Source organism: Bradyrhizobium sp. Ken64, assembly GCF_055807555.1.
Genome location: NZ_JBVVPA010000005.1, coordinates 91,772 through 108,743 on the forward strand (window position 1 = coordinate 91,772; position 16,972 = coordinate 108,743).

The 16,972-nt window shown below is 64.8% G+C and carries 18 protein-coding genes; 8 read left to right on the plus strand and 10 right to left on the minus strand.

All coding sequences use genetic code 11. The features are described 5' to 3' along the window. Nucleotides 1-69: 69 nt before the first annotated feature. Nucleotides 70-759 (minus strand): HAD-IA family hydrolase, encoded by a 690-nt coding sequence (locus tag AC0L2F_RS10750; RefSeq protein WP_473248353.1) that lies wholly within the window; start codon nt 757-759, stop codon nt 70-72. 167 nt (nt 760-926) lie between these two features. On the opposite strand from AC0L2F_RS10750, the gene rpiA reads away from it, so the two are divergent. Genes rpiA through gor form a run of 3 tightly spaced genes read left to right on the plus strand, consistent with a single transcriptional unit; the run spans nt 927 to nt 3,604 of the window. Continuing rightward, entirely contained in the window at nt 927-1,640 is a 714-nt protein-coding gene (gene rpiA, locus AC0L2F_RS10755) for a ribose-5-phosphate isomerase RpiA (RefSeq protein WP_035973990.1), read from the plus strand. A gap of 2 nt (nt 1,641-1,642) precedes the next feature. After that, the gene (locus tag AC0L2F_RS10760) at nt 1,643-2,161 is read left to right on the plus strand and encodes a DUF2059 domain-containing protein (RefSeq protein WP_007608774.1); all 519 of its coding nucleotides are present in this window, start codon (nt 1,643-1,645) and stop codon (nt 2,159-2,161) included. A 54-nt stretch (nt 2,162-2,215) separates the two neighbouring features. After that, nucleotides 2,216-3,604 carry a glutathione-disulfide reductase gene (gor, locus tag AC0L2F_RS10765; protein WP_007608775.1) on the plus strand — a complete coding sequence of 463 codons (1,389 nt, stop codon included), beginning with the start codon at nt 2,216-2,218 and terminating at the stop codon, nt 3,602-3,604. A 6-nt stretch (nt 3,605-3,610) separates the two neighbouring features. Here gor and AC0L2F_RS10770 read toward each other — a convergent pair whose 3' ends face one another. The 7 genes from AC0L2F_RS10770 to AC0L2F_RS10800 form a co-directional block, all read right to left on the minus strand. Then, nucleotides 3,611-4,750, minus strand: a complete 1,140-nt coding sequence (locus tag AC0L2F_RS10770) for a hypothetical protein (RefSeq protein WP_473248354.1) — start codon at nt 4,748-4,750, stop codon at nt 3,611-3,613. Between the two features lie 335 nt (nt 4,751-5,085). After that, complete coding sequence (locus AC0L2F_RS10775; protein ID WP_473248355.1) at nt 5,086-5,271, minus strand: hypothetical protein; 186 nt, start codon at nt 5,269-5,271, stop codon at nt 5,086-5,088. Between the two features lie 63 nt (nt 5,272-5,334). Then, a complete protein-coding gene (locus AC0L2F_RS10780; protein ID WP_473248356.1) occupies nt 5,335-6,561 on the minus strand; it encodes a carboxylate-amine ligase in 1,227 nt (408 codons plus the stop codon). 19 nt (nt 6,562-6,580) lie between these two features. Beyond that, the gene (locus AC0L2F_RS10785) at nt 6,581-7,408 is read right to left on the minus strand and encodes a class II glutamine amidotransferase (RefSeq protein WP_063992880.1); all 828 of its coding nucleotides are present in this window, start codon (nt 7,406-7,408) and stop codon (nt 6,581-6,583) included. 92 nt (nt 7,409-7,500) lie between these two features. Further along, nucleotides 7,501-8,127 carry an FMN-binding negative transcriptional regulator gene (locus AC0L2F_RS10790; protein ID WP_007608783.1) on the minus strand — a complete coding sequence of 209 codons (627 nt, stop codon included), beginning with the start codon at nt 8,125-8,127 and terminating at the stop codon, nt 7,501-7,503. 74 nt (nt 8,128-8,201) lie between these two features. Beyond that, the gene (gene pdxR / locus AC0L2F_RS10795) at nt 8,202-9,668 is read right to left on the minus strand and encodes a MocR-like pyridoxine biosynthesis transcription factor PdxR (protein ID WP_084777577.1); all 1,467 of its coding nucleotides are present in this window, start codon (nt 9,666-9,668) and stop codon (nt 8,202-8,204) included. Nucleotides 9,669-9,839: 171 nt separating this feature from the next. Then, the gene (locus AC0L2F_RS10800) at nt 9,840-11,597 is read right to left on the minus strand and encodes an MOSC domain-containing protein (protein ID WP_473248357.1); all 1,758 of its coding nucleotides are present in this window, start codon (nt 11,595-11,597) and stop codon (nt 9,840-9,842) included. A 474-nt stretch (nt 11,598-12,071) separates the two neighbouring features. Between AC0L2F_RS10800 and AC0L2F_RS10805 the strand changes: the two genes are divergently transcribed. Genes AC0L2F_RS10805 through AC0L2F_RS10820 form a run of 4 tightly spaced genes read left to right on the plus strand, consistent with a single transcriptional unit; the run spans nt 12,072 to nt 14,160 of the window. Continuing rightward, nucleotides 12,072-12,545, plus strand: coding sequence for a TerB family tellurite resistance protein (locus AC0L2F_RS10805; protein WP_063992878.1), 474 nt, complete (start codon nt 12,072-12,074; stop codon nt 12,543-12,545). Between the two features lie 2 nt (nt 12,546-12,547). After that, entirely contained in the window at nt 12,548-12,910 is a 363-nt protein-coding gene (locus tag AC0L2F_RS10810) for a hypothetical protein (protein ID WP_473248358.1), read from the plus strand. After that, nucleotides 12,907-13,542: a TerC family protein gene (locus AC0L2F_RS10815; RefSeq protein ID WP_007608793.1), complete on the plus strand. Its 636-nt coding sequence runs from the start codon at nt 12,907-12,909 to the stop codon at nt 13,540-13,542. The genes AC0L2F_RS10810 and AC0L2F_RS10815 overlap by 4 nt, the downstream gene beginning before the upstream one ends. 33 nt (nt 13,543-13,575) lie before the next feature. Next, nucleotides 13,576-14,160: a TIGR00645 family protein gene (locus tag AC0L2F_RS10820; RefSeq protein ID WP_007608795.1), complete on the plus strand. Its 585-nt coding sequence runs from the start codon at nt 13,576-13,578 to the stop codon at nt 14,158-14,160. A 22-nt stretch (nt 14,161-14,182) separates the two neighbouring features. Here the strand turns inward: AC0L2F_RS10820 and AC0L2F_RS10825 are convergent, their stop codons facing one another. Beyond that, nucleotides 14,183-15,121 carry a LysR family transcriptional regulator gene (locus AC0L2F_RS10825; RefSeq protein ID WP_473248359.1) on the minus strand — a complete coding sequence of 313 codons (939 nt, stop codon included), beginning with the start codon at nt 15,119-15,121 and terminating at the stop codon, nt 14,183-14,185. Nucleotides 15,122-15,279: 158 nt separating this feature from the next. On the opposite strand from AC0L2F_RS10825, the gene AC0L2F_RS10830 reads away from it, so the two are divergent. Further along, on the plus strand, nt 15,280-15,855 hold the full coding sequence (locus AC0L2F_RS10830; RefSeq protein WP_473248360.1) for a hypothetical protein: 576 nt from the start codon (nt 15,280-15,282) through the stop codon (nt 15,853-15,855). Between the two features lie 33 nt (nt 15,856-15,888). Here AC0L2F_RS10830 and AC0L2F_RS10835 read toward each other — a convergent pair whose 3' ends face one another. Beyond that, nucleotides 15,889-16,971 carry a substrate-binding domain-containing protein gene (locus AC0L2F_RS10835; protein ID WP_473248361.1) on the minus strand — a complete coding sequence of 361 codons (1,083 nt, stop codon included), beginning with the start codon at nt 16,969-16,971 and terminating at the stop codon, nt 15,889-15,891. Nucleotide 16,972 lies beyond the last annotated feature (1 nt).

Here is a 16,972-nt window from a genome sequence, read left to right on the forward strand (position 1 = left end):
AACCGGCCGGCCGCGCATAGTTAATAGATGGTTAACGCGGGATTCCGTGGAATAACCAAGCTATCTCAGCTACTTGAGGGTTGCCTGCGCAGTCATCAGGCTGCTGGCGGCGGCCGGCAGGTCGCGCATATGATGGATCAGCCGGTCCGGCTTCAGCTCGGCGATCGGCACGTCAGTATAGCCGAAGCTCACCCCGATCACGGGAACTCCGGCGCGCCGGGCCACGCCGACATCGGGTCCGGCGTCGCCGACCATGATGCTGGCTTTGACCTCGCCGCCGGCCCGCGCCACCGTTTCGCGGAAAATGGTCGGATCGGGCTTCTGGACGCCAAAAGTGTCGGCGCCGCAGATCGCGGCGAAGCGCCGGCTCAGGTCGAGCTGGTCCAGCAGGCGCTTCGACAGCCATTCCAGCTTGTTGGTGCAGACCGCGAGGCGATGGCCCTGAGCCGCAAACTGGTCGAGCGCGGCCTCCAGCCCCTCGAAGGGCCGGGATTCGACGGCGATATTGTCGGCGTAATAGGCGATGAAATCGGCCGTCATCCGGTCCATGTCGGCAACCGTGACGCTGCGGCCCTCGGCCTCCAGCCCCCGTTCGATCAGCTTGCGGGCGCCGGCGCCGATCATGTTGCGGGCCGAGGCCATCGGCACCGGCGGCAGCCCTTCGCGGTCGAGCACGTAATTGAGCGCGGTGATCAGGTCGGGCGCCGTATCCACAAGCGTGCCGTCGAGATCGAAGACGATGGTGTGGGAGGGGGTCATGGCCCAGCGCTACCGGCCCGGCCCCGCCCGCGCAAGGGCCGAAGCCATAAGATCACCTTATAAGCTGGGCCCGGAAGCCTGTTCCCCCAGACCCTGTTCTCCGAGGGAAAACGAGGCTACACAGGCCGCCGCAAGCCTAACACTCGTAATTCAGGGACGGCGCAAACGTGAACATGGACCAGTTGAAGCGGCAGGCTGCGGCGCGCGCCCTCGAGGAGGTCCGCGACGGCATGCAGCTCGGGCTCGGCACCGGCTCGACCGCAAAACATTTCGTCGAGCTGCTCGGCGAGCGGGTCCGCGCCGGACTGAACGTGATCGGCGTGCCGACCTCCGAGGCGACGCGCCTCGATGCAATCCGCTGCGGCGTGCCGCTGACCACGCTGGACGAGATCGACCATCTCGACATCACCGTCGACGGCGCCGACGAGATCGACCCCGAACTCAATCTGATCAAGGGGGGCGGCGGCGCGCTGTTGCGCGAGAAAATCGTGGCGGCCGCTTCGGATCGCATGATCGTGATTGCCGACGACACCAAATGGGTGCCGACACTCGGCCGCTTTCCGCTGCCGGTCGAAGTCATCCCGTTCGGGCTCGGCGCAACGCGTCGCGCTGTCGAGAAGGCGTTCGCGGAATGCGGCGTTTCCGGGCAGATGGCGGTCCGCAACGGCAAGGACGGCCACGTTTTCGTCACCGATGGCGGCCACTGGATCGTCGATGCCCAGCTCGAAAAGATTGAGGATCCCGCCCGCCTCGCCACGGCGTTGAGCGCGATCCCCGGCGTCGTCGAGCATGGTTTGTTCATCGGCTTGGCCAGCTCGGCTGTTTTGGCGGGTGGCGATGGAATCCGCGTGATTGAACGGCGAAAGCCGAAAGGAGACTGAGAATGAAGAGCGTTTTGAGATTCTTGCCGGCCGCGACCCTCGCTGTGGGATTGGCCCTTTCGGTCGTCCCGGCCGGGGCCCAGCAGGCAGCGGCGCCGAAATCGTCGCCGGCGGCCCTCGCGGCGGCCAAGGAGATCCTGGCGATCAAGAACGCCAGTGCGATGTACGCCACCGCCGTGCCCGCCCTGGTCGACAAGACCAAGAACGCGCTGATCCAGCAGAACCTCAACTATCAGAAGGACCTCACCGAGGTCGCCCACCTCGTCGCCCAGCAGCTCAAGGGCCGCGAGAGCGAAATAGGCGATGGCATGGCGCAGATCTATGCCAGCGAGTTCACCGAGCAGGAGCTGAAGGATCTCGTCACCTTCTACAAGTCGCCGCTGGGCAAGAAGCTGATCGAAGCCGAGCCGCGCGCCATCGGGCAGAGCATGGCCTTCATGAACTCCTGGGCCCAGAGCTTCTCCGAGACCGTGATGGGCAACTTCCGCGCCGAGATGCGCAAGCGTGGCAAGGAGATCTGACAGTTCCTATCTGATCGGAATCCGGATCATGTTCTGAAGAGGTCGGAGTGGACAATGGCTGAATTCGACGTCGACCTCTTTGTCATTGGTGGCGGTTCGGGCGGCGTGCGTGCCGCCCGCATCGCGGCCGGCTACGGCGCCCGCGTCATGATCGCGGAAGAGTACCGCATGGGCGGGACCTGCGTGATCCGCGGCTGTGTGCCGAAGAAGCTGTTCGTCATCGGCTCGCATTTCCGCCATGAGATCGAGGACGCCGCCGGCTTTGGCTGGACCGTTCCGCCTGCGACCTTCGATTGGCCGACGCTGATCGCCAACAAGGACAAGGAGATCGCGCGTCTGGAGGCGGCTTACACCGCCAATGTCGAGAAGTCCGGCGCGCAGATCGTCAAGAGCCGCGCGGTGATCGAGGACAAACACACGGTCCGCCTGCTCGAGAACGACAGGAAGATCACCGCAAAATACATTTTGATCGCCACCGGCGGCGCGCCCAATCACGGCGCTCCAATTCCCGGCATCGAGCACGTGATTTCCTCGAACGAGGCGTTTCACCTGACCAAGCTGCCGAAGCGGATCGTGATCCAGGGCGGCGGCTACATCGCGCTGGAGTTCGCCGGCATCTTCGCCGGCTTCGGCTCCGACGTCACAGTGATCTATCGCGGCGACAACATTCTTCGAGGGTTCGACGAGGATGTTCGCGCCCACGTCCGCGCCGAGATGGAGAAGCAGGGCATCACCATCCTCACCGGCTGCACGGTGGCGAAGGTCGATCGGCACGGCGAGGAATTCACCACACATTTGTCAAACGGATCGAGCCTTGCCTCCGACCAGGTGATGTTCGCGATCGGCCGCCATCCCGCGGTGGCCAATCTCGGCCTGGAGAAGGCCGGCGTCGCCATCAACCCGCGGAACGGCGGCATCGCCGTCGACCATTTCTCCAAGAGCTCGGTCGACAGCATCTATGCGATCGGCGACGTCACCCATCGCTTCAACCTGACGCCGGTTGCGATCCGCGAAGGCCATGCGTTCGCCGACACCGTGTTCGGCAAGCGCGAGGTGCAGGTGGATCACGCCAACATCCCGACCGCCGTGTTCTCGCAGCCGGAGGTCGGCACCGTCGGCCTCACCGAGACGGAGGCGCGCGCGCAATTCAGCCATGTCGACATTTACAAGACCACGTTCCGGCCCATCAAGGCGACGATGTCGGGCCGCGATACCCGCGTGCTGATGAAGCTCGTCGTCGACGGCGCCTCCGATCGCGTGCTCGGCTGTCACATCGTCGGCGATGCCGCGGCCGAGATCACGCAGGCGGTCGCGATTGCGGTGAAGATGAAGGCAACCAAAGCCGATTTCGATGCGACGATCGCGCTGCATCCGACCGCGGCCGAAGAGCTCGTCACCATGCGCACCCCGACCGCGCGCCACGTGCGTCAGGCGGCGGAGTAACTCCGCTCAGCCGTAGAGGTACCCGACCGGCTTGCCCTCGGTCCGCAGCGGACGGATGTCCTTCTGCGTGATGATCTGACCGGCGAGACCATCGATCTCGTCGCGTTGCGTCGGCGTCCAGCTGCGGAGGTCGTTCATGCCCCTGAGAAGGCCGAGCCGAAGGACCTGCGTGTTCTCACCGACACCGACGAGGGCCGTGGCGTTCTTGCCTGCCGTCACCACATCACCCGCCGTGAGCTCAAAGGTCTCGCCAGTCTTGTTCCTGAATTCGGCCGTGCCGCGGATGACGCGGTAGATCACGACCTCGCCCTTGGCGAAACAGGTGGTGTCCGCTGCTGCCGAGGTGCTCTTGGGCAACAGCGATTGGCCGCGCGGGTCGGTTGCGATGATGTGGCCGGCGACGAGATGGCCGCTCGGCACCTCGATGCCGATGTCGCGCACATAGACCGGCATGGATGATTTGACCGGGCTGTCGGGGAGCGGCTTGAACAGCGCATCCAGCGCCAGCGGGTCCTGGAGCCAAAAGCCTGCATCGACCGGGCGATCGTGCAGAGAGTGGCTCCATGCCACCCGTGGCGTCTCGTCTTCGTTGATCTGATCCGGGCCGACAATGGTCGGGTTTGGAAAGGTCGTCGGATCGGTGATGAAGGCTTCGAGGAATTTGCCGGAGTAACCCATGGAAATTGGATCCGGCGCCACCGTTTGCGGCGTCTTCAAATTCGCTTCGGTCGACAGTCCCGACCAGGTGTAGAACAGCTGTCGGTGCACGATCGCGCTTTGCAGCATCACCGCGCCGGGACCGACATTATAGAAGCGCCCGTCATAGTCGAAGGTGAACGCCCCCGAGGTGACCAGCACGAGCTGAAAGCCGCCCGGTGGCAGATGAAGATGGAAATCTGTCGGACCGGTGTCGGGCAGATAGATCGGCAGATTGGTCGCGACCTCGTGCAGCAGGAAAGTTTCATTGTTGGCGTGAAAGCCCTCGTTGGCGCGATTGTAGAGCGCTTGCGGCCGGTACGTCGCCTCGAACTTCGCATTCCGGTCGCGGTCGATCGCCACGAACTCCTGGGCGTTGAGGCGAAGGGGGGCGCCGTCCGGGCGGGTGAGGCCGGTGATTTTGAGATCGCCGGCGGCATGCACGTTCATGGCAGTCTCCGATTCTAGGCCGCTCACCCGGTCTCTCGGCGCACGCATCTTGCTGCTGCAATCAGGAGAGCAGGGGATCAGGCCTGATGCTGCCTTGCGAAATCTGGGCCAGTCGAGGCGCCGTGCGGCACGGTGGCTTGGCGACTCGCCGCCACGCGAAGAAAAATCGAGGCTGCACCTGAGGTTAGATGACACGCTTCGCCAGCCTGCCTGGCCAGGTTCGCCCAGTCTGCAAACCTGGCGACGAGAGGTGTCTTGTCTAATTTGTCGGCATTCTGGTGCGGACGTGCAGCCGCGCCGATCAGGGAAGTCGGCGGCCGGATGCCTGAAGCCGTTCAGTCGAAAGATCGACGGACGGTCCGCTCGGGCTTGCCGTACGGGCTGTCGGCCCACTTCGCCATGTCCACCGCACGAGCCTCGATGAGTTCGCACCACAGGCAGCTGAGCTCCGCGCGCCCTTTGGCCGAGAGCATCGGAATGAGGCCATGGCCGCAGCCAGGGCAACATTTGATGCGATTCATGGTTCTCTCCGCGACCTTCAGAATTCAGGAGCGACATTGTCGCTTCCGAAGCTTGCGCGGGCGCTATGAGGGCGCAGCGACGCCTGCGGCCGGGGCGCTCGTCCCCGAGATCGTCGCGTCTGCGATCCAGCGCGACACCGCGGCGATGTCCTCCGCATTGTCGCGGAAGGCACGAAGCTGGAATTCGGCCGAGCTGCCACCCTCGACGATGGTGCGGCAGTGTTCGACCTCGGCGGCGCAGTTCAGCGCGGCCGCGTCCCCGGCGATGTCCTCGATCACGCGGGAGAGCAGCTCGGAGATCTCGACCGGCCCGTCCTTGGAGGCAAAGATACAATCGGTGCCGTAGCGCTGGGCGCGCCATTTATTCTCCACCGCAATCGCGCGTTCGACCGCGGTGACCTCTTTCGACAGATGAGGCCGCAGGTAGAGATAGCGGGTCAGGCAGCGATAGAGCGAGGCAATGGCAACGGCGTCGTCGATCAAAGTGCAGGTATCGGGGGCACGCAACTCGAGGGTCGGGTGCTTCATGGATGGGCGCATGGCCCACCAGATGTGGCTTTCATCGGGGATCACGCCCGAGCGCTGCAACGCGCCGACATATTCGTCGTAGTCCTGCCGGCTCTCGAACAATTCGGGCAGGCCCGTGCGCGGCAGCTCGGAATAGGCGGCGAGCCGATAGCCCTTCAGTCCGGTCTTGTGTGAATTCCAGAACGGGGAGGAGGCCGACAGGGCGATAAACAGCGGCAGATGCGGCAGCATCGCTCGCATGACCGCCATGCGCTTCTCGGGATCGGGCAATTGGACGTGCACATGCATACCGCACATCAGGTTGCGGTGGCCGATGCTGCGCAGATCCTCGATCATCTCTTCGTAGCGCGGCTTCGGGCTCGGCTGCGACATGCGCCAGACCGCCGTCGGATGCGTGCCGCAGGCCATGATCACGAAGCCGTATTGTGCCGCGACGTTTGCGACTTCGCGACGCAGGAAGCGAAGCTCTTCGCGTGCGTCGGCGACGTCGACATGAACGTTGGTGGCGACCTCGAGCTGCGATTGCAACATCTCCCGCATCGCCTGGCCGCCTGTCGACCAGTTCGCAGATTCGAAAAGCTCATTGGGGGTCTGGATCGCGACCTCCAGGCTGCGGCGATCGGCGAGGAAGTATTCCTCCTCGATACCGAACGAATATTCCGCGGCCTTGCCGCGTCCGCCGGCCGAGCGAATGACGAGGTGCTGCTTGTCTTCCGAGGAATCGAGCCGCAGCAGTTTTAAAACTTCTGAAGTAAATGTCATCGTGCCACCCGGCCAAGTATTATCTGCGGGCGATAATCCTTCTGGCAGGGGCCGGTTCCGCGCCGGCCATACTGGAAATTGCAAGGTCGAACGGAACAATCTTCGCGCTTTCGGACGCGCGTGCGACCAGCGCGTGATTCGCTGGCACTTCGGTCCAGTCCTTTTCCTTATCGAACGGCTCGGACACGACGATGACCTGGCCGCCAGCCTCGCGGAAATACAGCGTGTTGGCGGCATCGTTGATCGCAACCCGGAAGGCATAGAGATCCCGGCCGTTGGCGAGGGCGCTCGTGAAGCGTAGCCGCTCACGAAGCTCGCCTTCGTTGACGAGGCCGACGAGGGCTCGCAGCACGCGATGTGTCGCGCCCAGGGGATCGGCATCGAGTCCCGCGCCCATCATGGCGAGAAACACGGCTTCCGAATCGGTCGTGCCTGTCCGCGAAGGATAGTAGGCATCGGGGATCAGCGCCTCGACCTTGCGGCGCAGACGATTCCAGCTGCCGACGAAGCCGTTGTGCATGAACATCCACTGACCGCATGCAAAGGGATGACAGTTCTGCCGTGTCACCGCCGTGCCGGTGGCGGCGCGCACATGGGCGAAGAACAGATGCGAGCGCAGATGGCGGCAGAGGTAGCGGAGATTCTCGTCCGACCAGGCCGGGCGTGTTTCACGATAAAGACCAGGCTCCGGATGCTCGCCGTACCAGCCGAGACCAAACCCGTCGCCATTCGAGCCAGCGGTCGACTGGAGCGAGCGGATGCTTTGCGCGATCAGCGAATGCTCGGGCTCGGTGACGTAGGGCTCGAAAGACGTGGTCTCGCCACGGTATGCGATCCAGCGGCACATGGGTATCCTGTCAGGAGATGCTTGCTGAAATGTATCAACGAACCTGACAGGACGATGGTTCCCGACAGCGAGTGTCGGGAACCAAGTGGTCACTACACCGGCACCGGAATCAATGGCGCAACCTCGCGATCCAGCGCGTTCTCGCTCGCCGCGAGACCTTGCGCGACGCCGACACGGTCGGCCTCGGGACGGTTCTGGCTCATCTTGCGCTTGCCTTCGAACCGCACGACGGGAATGCGTACGCCGACGATTCCACGCAGCTGCGCAGCGATGAAATCCGCAGGGGCATCGGTAACGGCCCAGGGCTTGGCGCGCGATCCCTCGTGCCTGTTCGTGAGCCGCGTCACGGCCTCGAGCAGGCGCTCAGGGTCCTGGAAGAATTCGACCGGGCCGTAGGCATGCACCGCGACGTAATTCCAGGTCGGCACGACCTTTTCGGTCTCCTGCTTGGTCGCGTACCAGGACGGCCTCACATAGGCGTCGGGACCGCTGAAGATCGCCAGCGCGTCTCCGACCGGCGGCAGTTTCCATTGCGGGTTGGCCTTCGCAACATGTCCGTACAGCACGCCATGCTCGCCTTCGCCCTCGTCGAGAAGAAGCGGCAGCGGCGTGGCGACCGGGCCTTCGCTGGTGGCCGTGACCAGACTGGCGAGCCGGGCGCCGCGAATGGTCGCCCGAATGCTCTCGATGTCGTCCTTGAAGGCGGGAGGGATGTACATGGTCTATCTCCGGTGTTGGTCTGGAGATAGCCCGAATCTGGCCTGTAAGAAACTGCCAGTTATCGTCTATTTGATCAGTCCAGTTCGGCGACGGCCTGGGCGAGAAGCCTGCAGCCGCGCTCGATCTGTGGCACCTCCAGTGCCGAATAGCCCATGACGAGGCCGACTGTCTTCCGCGATCGGCGAGGTCCGACGAACAGTGCCGAGACGGGATAGATGCCGACGCCCTTGGCATGGGCCGCCTTGATCAACGCGTCCTCACGCTTTTGCGGCAGATCATCGAACCATGCCACGACGTGCAGGCCGGCGGCCGTGCCCTCGATCCGGACGCGATCCCCGAACCGGCGGCGAAGCGCGTCGAGCAGTGCCCGCTGGCGTTCGGCGTTGCGCCGGCGCACACGCCTGATGTGGCCGTCATAGGCGCCGCTTTCGAGCATCGAAGCGAGAGCGTCCTGTTCGATCAGCGGCGTGTGCCGGTCCATCATCTGCTTGGCGGCGGCGAACAGGGATCGCAGGGCGGCGGGCACCACCAGATAGCCGATCCGCAAGGTCGGCGAGAGCGTCTTGGAGACGGTGCCGAGATAGATCACGTTGCCGCCGCCTTGCAGCGCGTGCAGCGGCGGGATCGGCTTGGTATCGTAGCGATACTCGCTGTCGTAATCGTCCTCGATCACGTAGGCGTCGTTTGTCCTGGCCCAGGCGAGCAATTGGTGTCGGCGTCCGATCGGCATGACGCCGCCGAGCGGATATTGGTGCGACGGCGTGACATAGGCGAGGCGGGCTTCGACGCCATCGAGCCGCGCTGTCTCCAATCCATCCGCATCGACCGGCATCGGGATCGTCTCGGCGCCCGTCGCCGCAAAAGTGTGCCGCGCCATCTGGTAGCCGGGATCCTCCATCACGAAGCGGTCGCCGGCATCGAGCAGCAGGCGCGCGCAGATGTCGAGGCCTTGCTGCGAGCCGTTCACGACGACGATCTGATCGACCTCGCAGCGGACGCTACGCGACCGCCACAGATAGCCTTGAAGCGCGGTCCGAAGCCGCAGCGCGCCGCAGGGATCGTCATAGGTCAGCCGCTCGGGCTTGCGCGCCATCGCGGCAGTCACGGCCTTCTTCCATGCCAATACCGGGAAATCCGACGGCGCGAGCTCGCCGTAGCGGAAGTTCGCGACCAGCCCGCGCGGCGGCTCGGTCCAGCGCGGCGGGTCCTGAAGCAATCGCTCACCGAACGCAGACAGCCGCACCTTCCGCGCCGATGGCCGCGACGCTACGCGCGTGTGTCCCCGTTCGACGACGGCGCGAGCCACCCGCGGCCGCGCGCCATGGCGCGTTTCGATGAAACCTTCGGCGGCGAGCTGCTCGTAGGCAACTGTGACGGTCGAGCGTGCCACGCCCATATCGCCGGCCAACGCGCGAGAGGACGGCAGCAACCCATCGATCCCGTACACCCGCGCCATGATCTGATCCCGCAGCGCTTCGTAGATCTGGCGCGCGCCCATGCGGTCGGCACGGGGAGCGGGTTTGGTCTTCATCTGGATCATCCACATTCCAAGCCGGCATTCGCCCGAGCGGACGATGTCGGAATGTGGTTCTAATCCCGTTCGCCGAGAGTTTCGACGTAAGCCTTGCCGTTGGGATGAAAATGCTCCTTGCGGCCTTGGTCCCACAACGCAAGGAGGCCGGGGCGCCACCTCGCATAACGGGTCTCCACTCTATAGATCAATCACGACGTCGTTGCGGGGCCGCGCGCAGCAGATCAGGACATTGCCGTCCGCCGGCGGATCGAGCGGATCCGGCGCATAGTCGACCGTCCCCGCGATCAATCCGCTCTCGCAATTATGGCAGACGCCGGTCCGGCACGACCATCGCACGGGGACATCGCAGGCTTCGGCCAGCTCCAGCAGGCTGGCATAGGATGCTCCCCAGCGGACATTGAGGCCACTGCGGGCGAATGACACCATCGGACCGGGGCCGGTCGCTCCGGCCGGCATGTGTGCTCTCGGCTTCGGTGCTGCCGCGATGCCCGGTGTCAGCGATGGCTTGCTGCCGAACAGCTCGGTGTGGATGCGATCGGGCGGGACGCCCAATGCAGCGAGGCCGGCGGTGAGATCGCTCATGAAAGCGGCGGGGCCGCAGAGATAGAAATCACCGTCACGTGGTACCTCGAGCTGTTCGAGCAGGCGCCGGTCCAGATGTCCGGCGGTGTCGAAATCGAGGCCAGGACGATCGGCCGGATCAGGCACGCTGTAGCAGACATGGCTGTGATGGTGAGCGAGCCGGGCCAACAGCCCGCGTGCCTCGGCGGCGAACGAATGCTCGCGGCCGTTGCGGGTGCCGTGCAGCCACCAGACGTCCTGCATTGCGCCTTGCGCAGCGAGCGCGTGGAGCATGGCGAGCACCGGCGTCACGCCGATGCCGGCACTCAGCAGGACGACGGGCCGCGCATCCGGCCGGAGCGTGAAACTGCCGCGTGGCGCGCCGAGCTCGATGACGTCGCCGGTCTTGAGCTCGTCGGCGACATAGAGGCTGGCGGCGCCGTGCGGTTCGCGCTTGATGCTGATGCGATAGGACGCGGCATCGGCGCCGCTCGACAGTGAATAGCTGCGCGTCATCGCCTGCGCAGCGGAAGGCTCGAGCCTGATGACGACGAATTGACCGGGCAGGGCGGTCGCCACGGGATGTCCGTCGGCAGGTTCGAGGATCAGCGACGTCACGTTGCCGCTCTCCGCGATCTTGCGCGCCACGCGAAAGGAGCGGAATCCGCGCCAGGCGGGAGCTGGGCTCGCCACCGGTCCAAGCCCGGCGTTTCCCGCGGTCTTGTTGTCCTTCTGTTGCTCGAGCAGCGCCTCGAAGGAACGGTGCCAGCCGCGGCTCAGCGCGGGAATCCGCAGCGCGCGCTCCAGGCGTTCGCGCGGATGCGGCGGCATGTAGAGCAGCGCATTGATCTCGAACACGCTCATGCGCTCGGGTCCCACAGCGATCTGTGTGATCTCGTCACCGGTTTCGACGTCGCCTTCCTCGATCACACGAAAATAGAACCCGGGCCGGCCGTGCCTGACGAGCAGCGCGGCCATGTCCGGCTCGTCCATGCGAATGCCGACCCGGTAGCAGGTGACGCGCGGCTGCGTCACTTCCAACAGCGCGGAGCCAATCCTGTAGCGGTCTCCGATGCACACGTTGGTGTCGGCGAGGCCCTCGACCGTAAAGTTCTCGCCGAACTGGCCATGAACGAGGTTCGATCGACCCAGATGCTCCTGCCAGTACCGATAGGATTCGTCCTGATAGACGAATACGGCACGATGCTCGCCGCCATGACCGGCCGTATCGCCCTGGCCGTCGCCATCGATGTTGAGCCGGCGCACCCTGCGCGGGCCTTTGACCTGCGCCTTCCAGATGCCGGTGTGGACGGTCCGACCCTGCCAGGCGACGTCGCGCGGCAGGCCGACATTGACCGAAAGCAGACGTGCCATCACAGTTTTCCTGACCATGAGCGCACCTCAGAATGCAACGGGGCGCCTCCAGACTAATCTGCGCCCAAATCGGACTGCTGGCTCGTTAGCCGTTGTTAGACGTTGCGAGAGGCCTTGGCGCCAGCGACGCTTTCGTGCCCCGGACGCAGCGCAGCAGCGTTGCACGCTGCAGCGCGTCCGGGACACGTGGACAGCTGCGTGAGCCAATCTTGCAACACGGAACCCGATGCGGCCGCTGGTCGCAGTCGCGTCGTCTTGATTCCGACGGCCCCACCTTTATGTGTGAAAGGAACAAGAATCCGGGCCCCTCTGGCGAGGAAGTCGACGTTGTCGGCAAAACCTCGCGATGTCGGATGACCTGTCCCGCGCGAATGCGATGGATCGGCCGATCGTCGGGCCTTCTTGAGAGTCTCTCCGACCCAATCGTCCCCATCGCAGCCCCGTGCGGTCATTTCGCAAGATACGGGAGCAACGATGTCCGACGCCAAGCATTCAAATCCGATCGCAATCGAGATCACCGAGCCGTCCAGCCTGAACGAGCAGGCTGCGGTGGCGCTTGTGATCGTCGGCGCGCTGGTTGCCGTCGCCGACCGGCAAGTTTCGCCGGTCGAACGCGACGAGGTCGTCCGTTTCATCAAGGATCGCAAGCTGGCGCCGCACATATCGGACGACCGGCTCTACGCGATGTTCGACGAGCTTGCCGAACGACTTGAGGAGCCGGATTTCGCCAATGTGGTGATCGACCATTTGCGCCCGGTTTCGGACCTGCCGCTGTCGTCTCACCTCATGGAATTGTCGGAGCGCGTCGCGGCCGCGGACGAGGACGTGCATCCCCACGAAGTGCAGGCGATCAAGCTGTTGCGCCTGCTGACGCTGGTGCTGCCGCGCGCAAAGCAGGTGACGATCGGTGCCGTGCGGGCCGAACAGCGCATCGCCGCCGAGGAGTAAGCATGAGCGTAGTTTCGGACGAGGATAAGACAGGGACTGCGGGCGCTGCCGGCCAGATGGCCGGCGGCGACCCGCGCCTCGACAAGCTTGTCCGTCGCCTGCCGCCGCGCATGGGTGACACCGTCACCTATCTGCTCAAGCCGTCCAGCCGCTGGGTGAGGATCCCTTCGGGCGCGCTGCTCATTGTCGGCGGCGTGCTCTCCTTTCTGCCGGTGCTCGGCGTCTGGATGCTCCCGCTCGGCCTCGCTTTGCTCGCGGAAGACGTGCGCGCGTTGCGCTCCTCGCGCGGCAAGGTTCTGGATTGGGTCGAGCGGAAGAAGCCGCAATGGCTCGATCCGTCCGCACCGAAAAATGACCAATCATGACTGAATTCATCACCACCGAAGCGCTGACCGCGCTGCTTCAGGTCGTCCTGATCGACCTCGTGCTCGCAGGCGACAATGCCGTCGTCATCGGCCTTGCCGCAGCCGGCCTGCCGGCCGAGCAGCGGCGGCGCGCGATCGTCGTCGGCATCATCGCCGCCACCGCCCTGCGCATCGTCTTTGCCGGCGTCGCGACCCAGCTTCTGCAAGTGATCGGGCTATTGCTCGCCGGTGGCGTGCTGCTGCTCTGGGTGTGCTGGAAGATGTGGCGGGAGCTGCGCGAGCAGTCCGCGCATGCGAACGAGTTCGCGTTCAGCCATGGCGGCAGCAGCGCTGCTCCTGCCTCCCGAAAGACCTTCAGACAGGCGGCCGTTCAGATCGTCGCCGCCGACGTCTCGATGTCGCTCGACAACGTGCTCGCGGTCGCGGGCGCTGCGCGCGAGCATCCCTACATCCTCGCCTTCGGCCTGCTGTTGTCGGTCGCGCTGATGGGCGTCGCCGCCGATTTGCTCGGCCGCGTGCTCCAGAAGCAGCGCTGGATCGGTTATGTCGGCCTCGCCATCATCGTTTACGTCGCCTTCGAGATGATCTATCGCGGGTCGCTCGAGCTTGCGCCTGTGATCGCGAGTCTCTGAGGCAGCGCGCCTGTCTATCATCCGGAGTGATCCATGACGTCCGAACCCAAAGCACCTTCGGCGGTTTCCGTGCCGGCGCCGCAAATCGGCGCGTTCGCCCAACTCATCTTTGGCTCGCGCTGGCTGCAGGTTCCGCTTTATGTCGGCCTGATCGTTGCGCAGGCCGTCTATGTGCTCTTGTTCCTGAAGGAGCTCTGGCACCTGGTCGTGCACTCCTTCGACGCCAGCGAGCAGCAGATCATGCTGGTCGTGCTCGGGCTGATCGACGTCGTGATGATCTCGAACCTGCTGGTGATGGTGATCGTCGGCGGTTACGAGACCTTCGTCTCGCGCCTGAACCTCAGCGGTCATCCGGACGAGCCGGAATGGCTCAGCCACGTCAATGCGAGCGTGCTCAAGATCAAGCTTGCGATGGCGATCATCGGCATCTCCTCGATCTCGCTGCTCAGGACCTTCATCGAGGCGGGCAATCTCGGCACGACGCGCAGTAATTTCACCGAGAGCGGCGTGATGTGGCAGGTGCTGATCCACCTGACCTTCATCATCTCCGCGATCGGCATCGCCTGGGTCGACCGCCTCAGCGAGAGCGGCCAGCGCAAGGGAGCCGGCCATGGCTGAGCGCTCGACCGGCGGCGCTTGATCAGGCGATCTGCAGATAGGCCGCGCTTTCCCGCCGCTCGCGCTCGCCCAGTTCGCGCACCAGCTCCTGAAGGAAGGATTCCGTGTAGGCGGGCAGGGTACGCTCGGCCCGAACGTAGATGCCGAGATCTGACCACACCGGACTGCCGGCATTGTCGAGCGGCAGGAAGACGAGCCGGCTGTCGCGTGACAGCCTGCCGATGCCGAGCTGGGTCTGGAAGGCGACGCCGACGCCGCGCGCGGCGAGCTCGCGCATCAGGTCGATCGAGTTGGCCTGGATCGCCGGCTCCGGCGTTTCGGAGAGCTGCGCGATCAGCGGCTGGAGCAGATGGTAGATCGACAGCTCTGGCAGCGCGTGGATGACGGGAAAGGCGAGACATTGGGTCAGCGTGACCGTCTTGCCGCGCGCCAGTGGATGATCGCCCGCCACGACCGCGCCGAGGCGAAACCGTTTCAAGGCGACCTGGCGCAGATCCGGCGGATGGCGAAGCGCCATGGCGATGCCGATGTCGGCCTCGCCGCGGCTCAGGGCCTCCAGCACATCCGAAGATCCCTTCACCTCGGTGGTGAAGCTGACGCGCCGGGCCCGGCCGCGATGTGAGGCGATCAGGTCCGGCAGCACCGACTCCGTCAGCGATTCGATGCAGGCAATGCTGATAGTGCCGTGCCAGGTCCCCGACAGGGACGCGACGTCCGAGCGGAAGCGGTCGAGGTCCTGGAGCACGTTCATAACGTGCCGGGCCAACATCTCGCCGACCGTCGTCAGCGTCAGGCCGCGCGCATTGCGCTCGAACAATGGTGACCCAACCTCCTGTTCGAGCTTGAGAATTTGGCGGCTTACGGCCGACGAGGCAACGTTCAGCAGGCGCGCCGCGGCCCGGATCGAACCGGTGCGGCGGACGGCGTGGAAGTACTGGATCGCCGGTGAGTGAAATCGCATGGGACCCCCGGGCTGGACTATAGCTGTTGCTGAAACGGCATCAACATGTACGAAATTCGGTGCTTTTCGAGCGCGCTCCTCCCACCTAGGTTCGCCGCCGGCTTGCCGGTCCCGTCGGACCGTCATGCCATGCGCAACGAGGCGCCAGGGGATCCGGGGTGGACGAGAGCATGGTTTGCGAGGTCGCGCCGGATACGCGCCTGGTCGATCGCCGTCGCGCGGCGGCCTATGTCGGCGTGACCGCCGGACGCTTCGAGCAGCTGGTGCGCGATAACGTCGTGCCACCGCCGGTCATGGTGGACAACAAGCGGCGCTGGCCGCTCGCGTTGCTCGACGTGGCGAAGGGCGCGGTTGTCAGCAGCAGCATGCCGTGCCTGCCGCAGGTGACGGTCGAGATTCTGCAGGACGCGCGTCCCTGCGAACCGGCCCCGGCACCGGCCTTGCCCGAACTGCCGGACCAGGCCTGGTTCGAGCAGCGGGCGCGGTTCGTTCAGCGCGTGCGCCGGTCGCTGCTGTCGGGTAACGAGATCCGTCTCTTGCGCGAGTTCAAGCTGCTCAGGCAGAACCAGATCAGCATGTTCGGCTATTACGGCAGCTTCGAAGCCCTGATGGTGCGCGGCTACATCGTCGAGCTCGCGCGAAAGCCGCCTTCGAGCCGTCCGCTGGTGACGTACCGGCTGACCGCGCAGGGCGAGCAGGTCATCTCTGCGCTGAAGGACGAGCCGGCGAACTGACCGGCGCGGACAAGGCGACGGCATCCTTCGGCATCATCGCACGGCGTGCATCTCCAGAAACGCCTTCACGCCGGTGACGGTGCCGGTGTCCGACGGCACATAACCGGGCAGTGTGGCGACGGCCGCGCGAAAATCGGCGCTGCGGATGATCTCAAGGATGCGCTGCATCGGCCCGGTGTCCAGGAACGCGCGCTTGCAGACGAAGAAATAATCCTCGGTCAGCAGCCGGATGAAATCGAGGCCGAAATGCCGGGCGGCGGCCTCGACGCCGAAACTCGCATCGGCCATGCCGCTCGCGACATAGGCTGCGACCGCGGCGTGGGTGAATTCGATCTGCTGCGCGCCGTTGATGCGGCTCTCGTCAATTCCGCTTGCCGCGAGCAGTTGGTCGAACAGAAGCCGCGTGCCGGAATCGTGGTCGCGGTTGACGAAACGGACTTTTGGTCCGGTGAGATCATCAAGCGAAGCGATGCGCAGCGGATTGCCGCGCGCGACCATCAATCCCATTTCGCGTGTGACGAAGCTGATGATGCGATCCTCGCGCGGATCGAGCCATTCGCGCGCAGCCTTGATGCCCTGGGCGCGCAGGGCGCCGTGCGGCAGATGCAGGCCGGAGAGATCGCAGGCGCCTTGCGCCAGCGAGACCAGCGAGTGCTGGTTGCTGACATAGCGCAGATCGACGCCGATGCCGGGCTCGCGGTCGAGGAATTCGCGCAGTTTTGCGACCGCAAAACCGTGGCTGGCATGAACGCGGATCACCGAAGGGCGCTGCTCGAGGAACGGCTTGATCTCGCTCGCCAGCTCTTGCGCCAGATTCTCGAGCTGAGGTCCGAGCCGAGCCTGCATGCGCTCGCCCGCCCACACCAGCCGCTCGCCGAACGGCGTGAGTTTCGAGCCCTTGCCGCGCTGGGTTTCCACCAGCGGCGTGCCGAAGAACTCCGACCATTGCTCGATAAGATTCCAGACATGGCGATAGGAGAGGTGCGCGTCCTTGGCCGCGCTGGTGATCTTCCCGGTTCTCCTGATCTCGTTGAGGACGCCGAGCATGATGATGGCGGTCCGCGGATTGCCCTCGCGGCGAAACCGCCATACGGCCTCGATCTCGATCTGAAGCATT

Bases quoted from the DNA above. Each gene is read 5' to 3' on its own strand.
- AC0L2F_RS10800 (WP_473248357.1), bottom strand. From the start codon at position 11,597: ATGGCACGTCTGCTTTCGGTCAATGTCGGCCTGCCGCGCGACGTCGCC.
- AC0L2F_RS10815 (WP_007608793.1), top strand. From the start codon at position 12,907: ATGACTGAATTCATCACCACCGAAGCGCTGACCGCGCTGCTTCAGGTC.
- AC0L2F_RS10760 (WP_007608774.1), top strand. From the start codon at position 1,643: ATGAAGAGCGTTTTGAGATTCTTGCCGGCCGCGACCCTCGCTGTGGGA.
- AC0L2F_RS10770 (WP_473248354.1), bottom strand. From the start codon at position 4,750: ATGAACGTGCATGCCGCCGGCGATCTCAAAATCACCGGCCTCACCCGC.
- AC0L2F_RS10780 (WP_473248356.1), bottom strand. From the start codon at position 6,561: ATGACATTTACTTCAGAAGTTTTAAAACTGCTGCGGCTCGATTCCTCG.
- gor (WP_007608775.1), top strand. From the start codon at position 2,216: ATGGCTGAATTCGACGTCGACCTCTTTGTCATTGGTGGCGGTTCGGGC.
- AC0L2F_RS10750 (WP_473248353.1), bottom strand. From the start codon at position 759: ATGACCCCCTCCCACACCATCGTCTTCGATCTCGACGGCACGCTTGTG.
- pdxR (WP_084777577.1), bottom strand. From the start codon at position 9,668: ATGATCCAGATGAAGACCAAACCCGCTCCCCGTGCCGACCGCATGGGC.
- AC0L2F_RS10825 (WP_473248359.1), bottom strand. From the start codon at position 15,121: ATGCGATTTCACTCACCGGCGATCCAGTACTTCCACGCCGTCCGCCGC.
- AC0L2F_RS10820 (WP_007608795.1), top strand. From the start codon at position 13,576: ATGACGTCCGAACCCAAAGCACCTTCGGCGGTTTCCGTGCCGGCGCCG.
- AC0L2F_RS10785 (WP_063992880.1), bottom strand. From the start codon at position 7,408: ATGTGCCGCTGGATCGCATACCGTGGCGAGACCACGTCTTTCGAGCCC.
- AC0L2F_RS10810 (WP_473248358.1), top strand. From the start codon at position 12,548: ATGAGCGTAGTTTCGGACGAGGATAAGACAGGGACTGCGGGCGCTGCC.
- AC0L2F_RS10790 (WP_007608783.1), bottom strand. From the start codon at position 8,127: ATGTACATCCCTCCCGCCTTCAAGGACGACATCGAGAGCATTCGGGCG.
- AC0L2F_RS10805 (WP_063992878.1), top strand. From the start codon at position 12,072: ATGTCCGACGCCAAGCATTCAAATCCGATCGCAATCGAGATCACCGAG.
- AC0L2F_RS10775 (WP_473248355.1), bottom strand. From the start codon at position 5,271: ATGAATCGCATCAAATGTTGCCCTGGCTGCGGCCATGGCCTCATTCCG.
- AC0L2F_RS10835 (WP_473248361.1), bottom strand. From the start codon at position 16,971: ATGCTTCAGATCGAGATCGAGGCCGTATGGCGGTTTCGCCGCGAGGGC.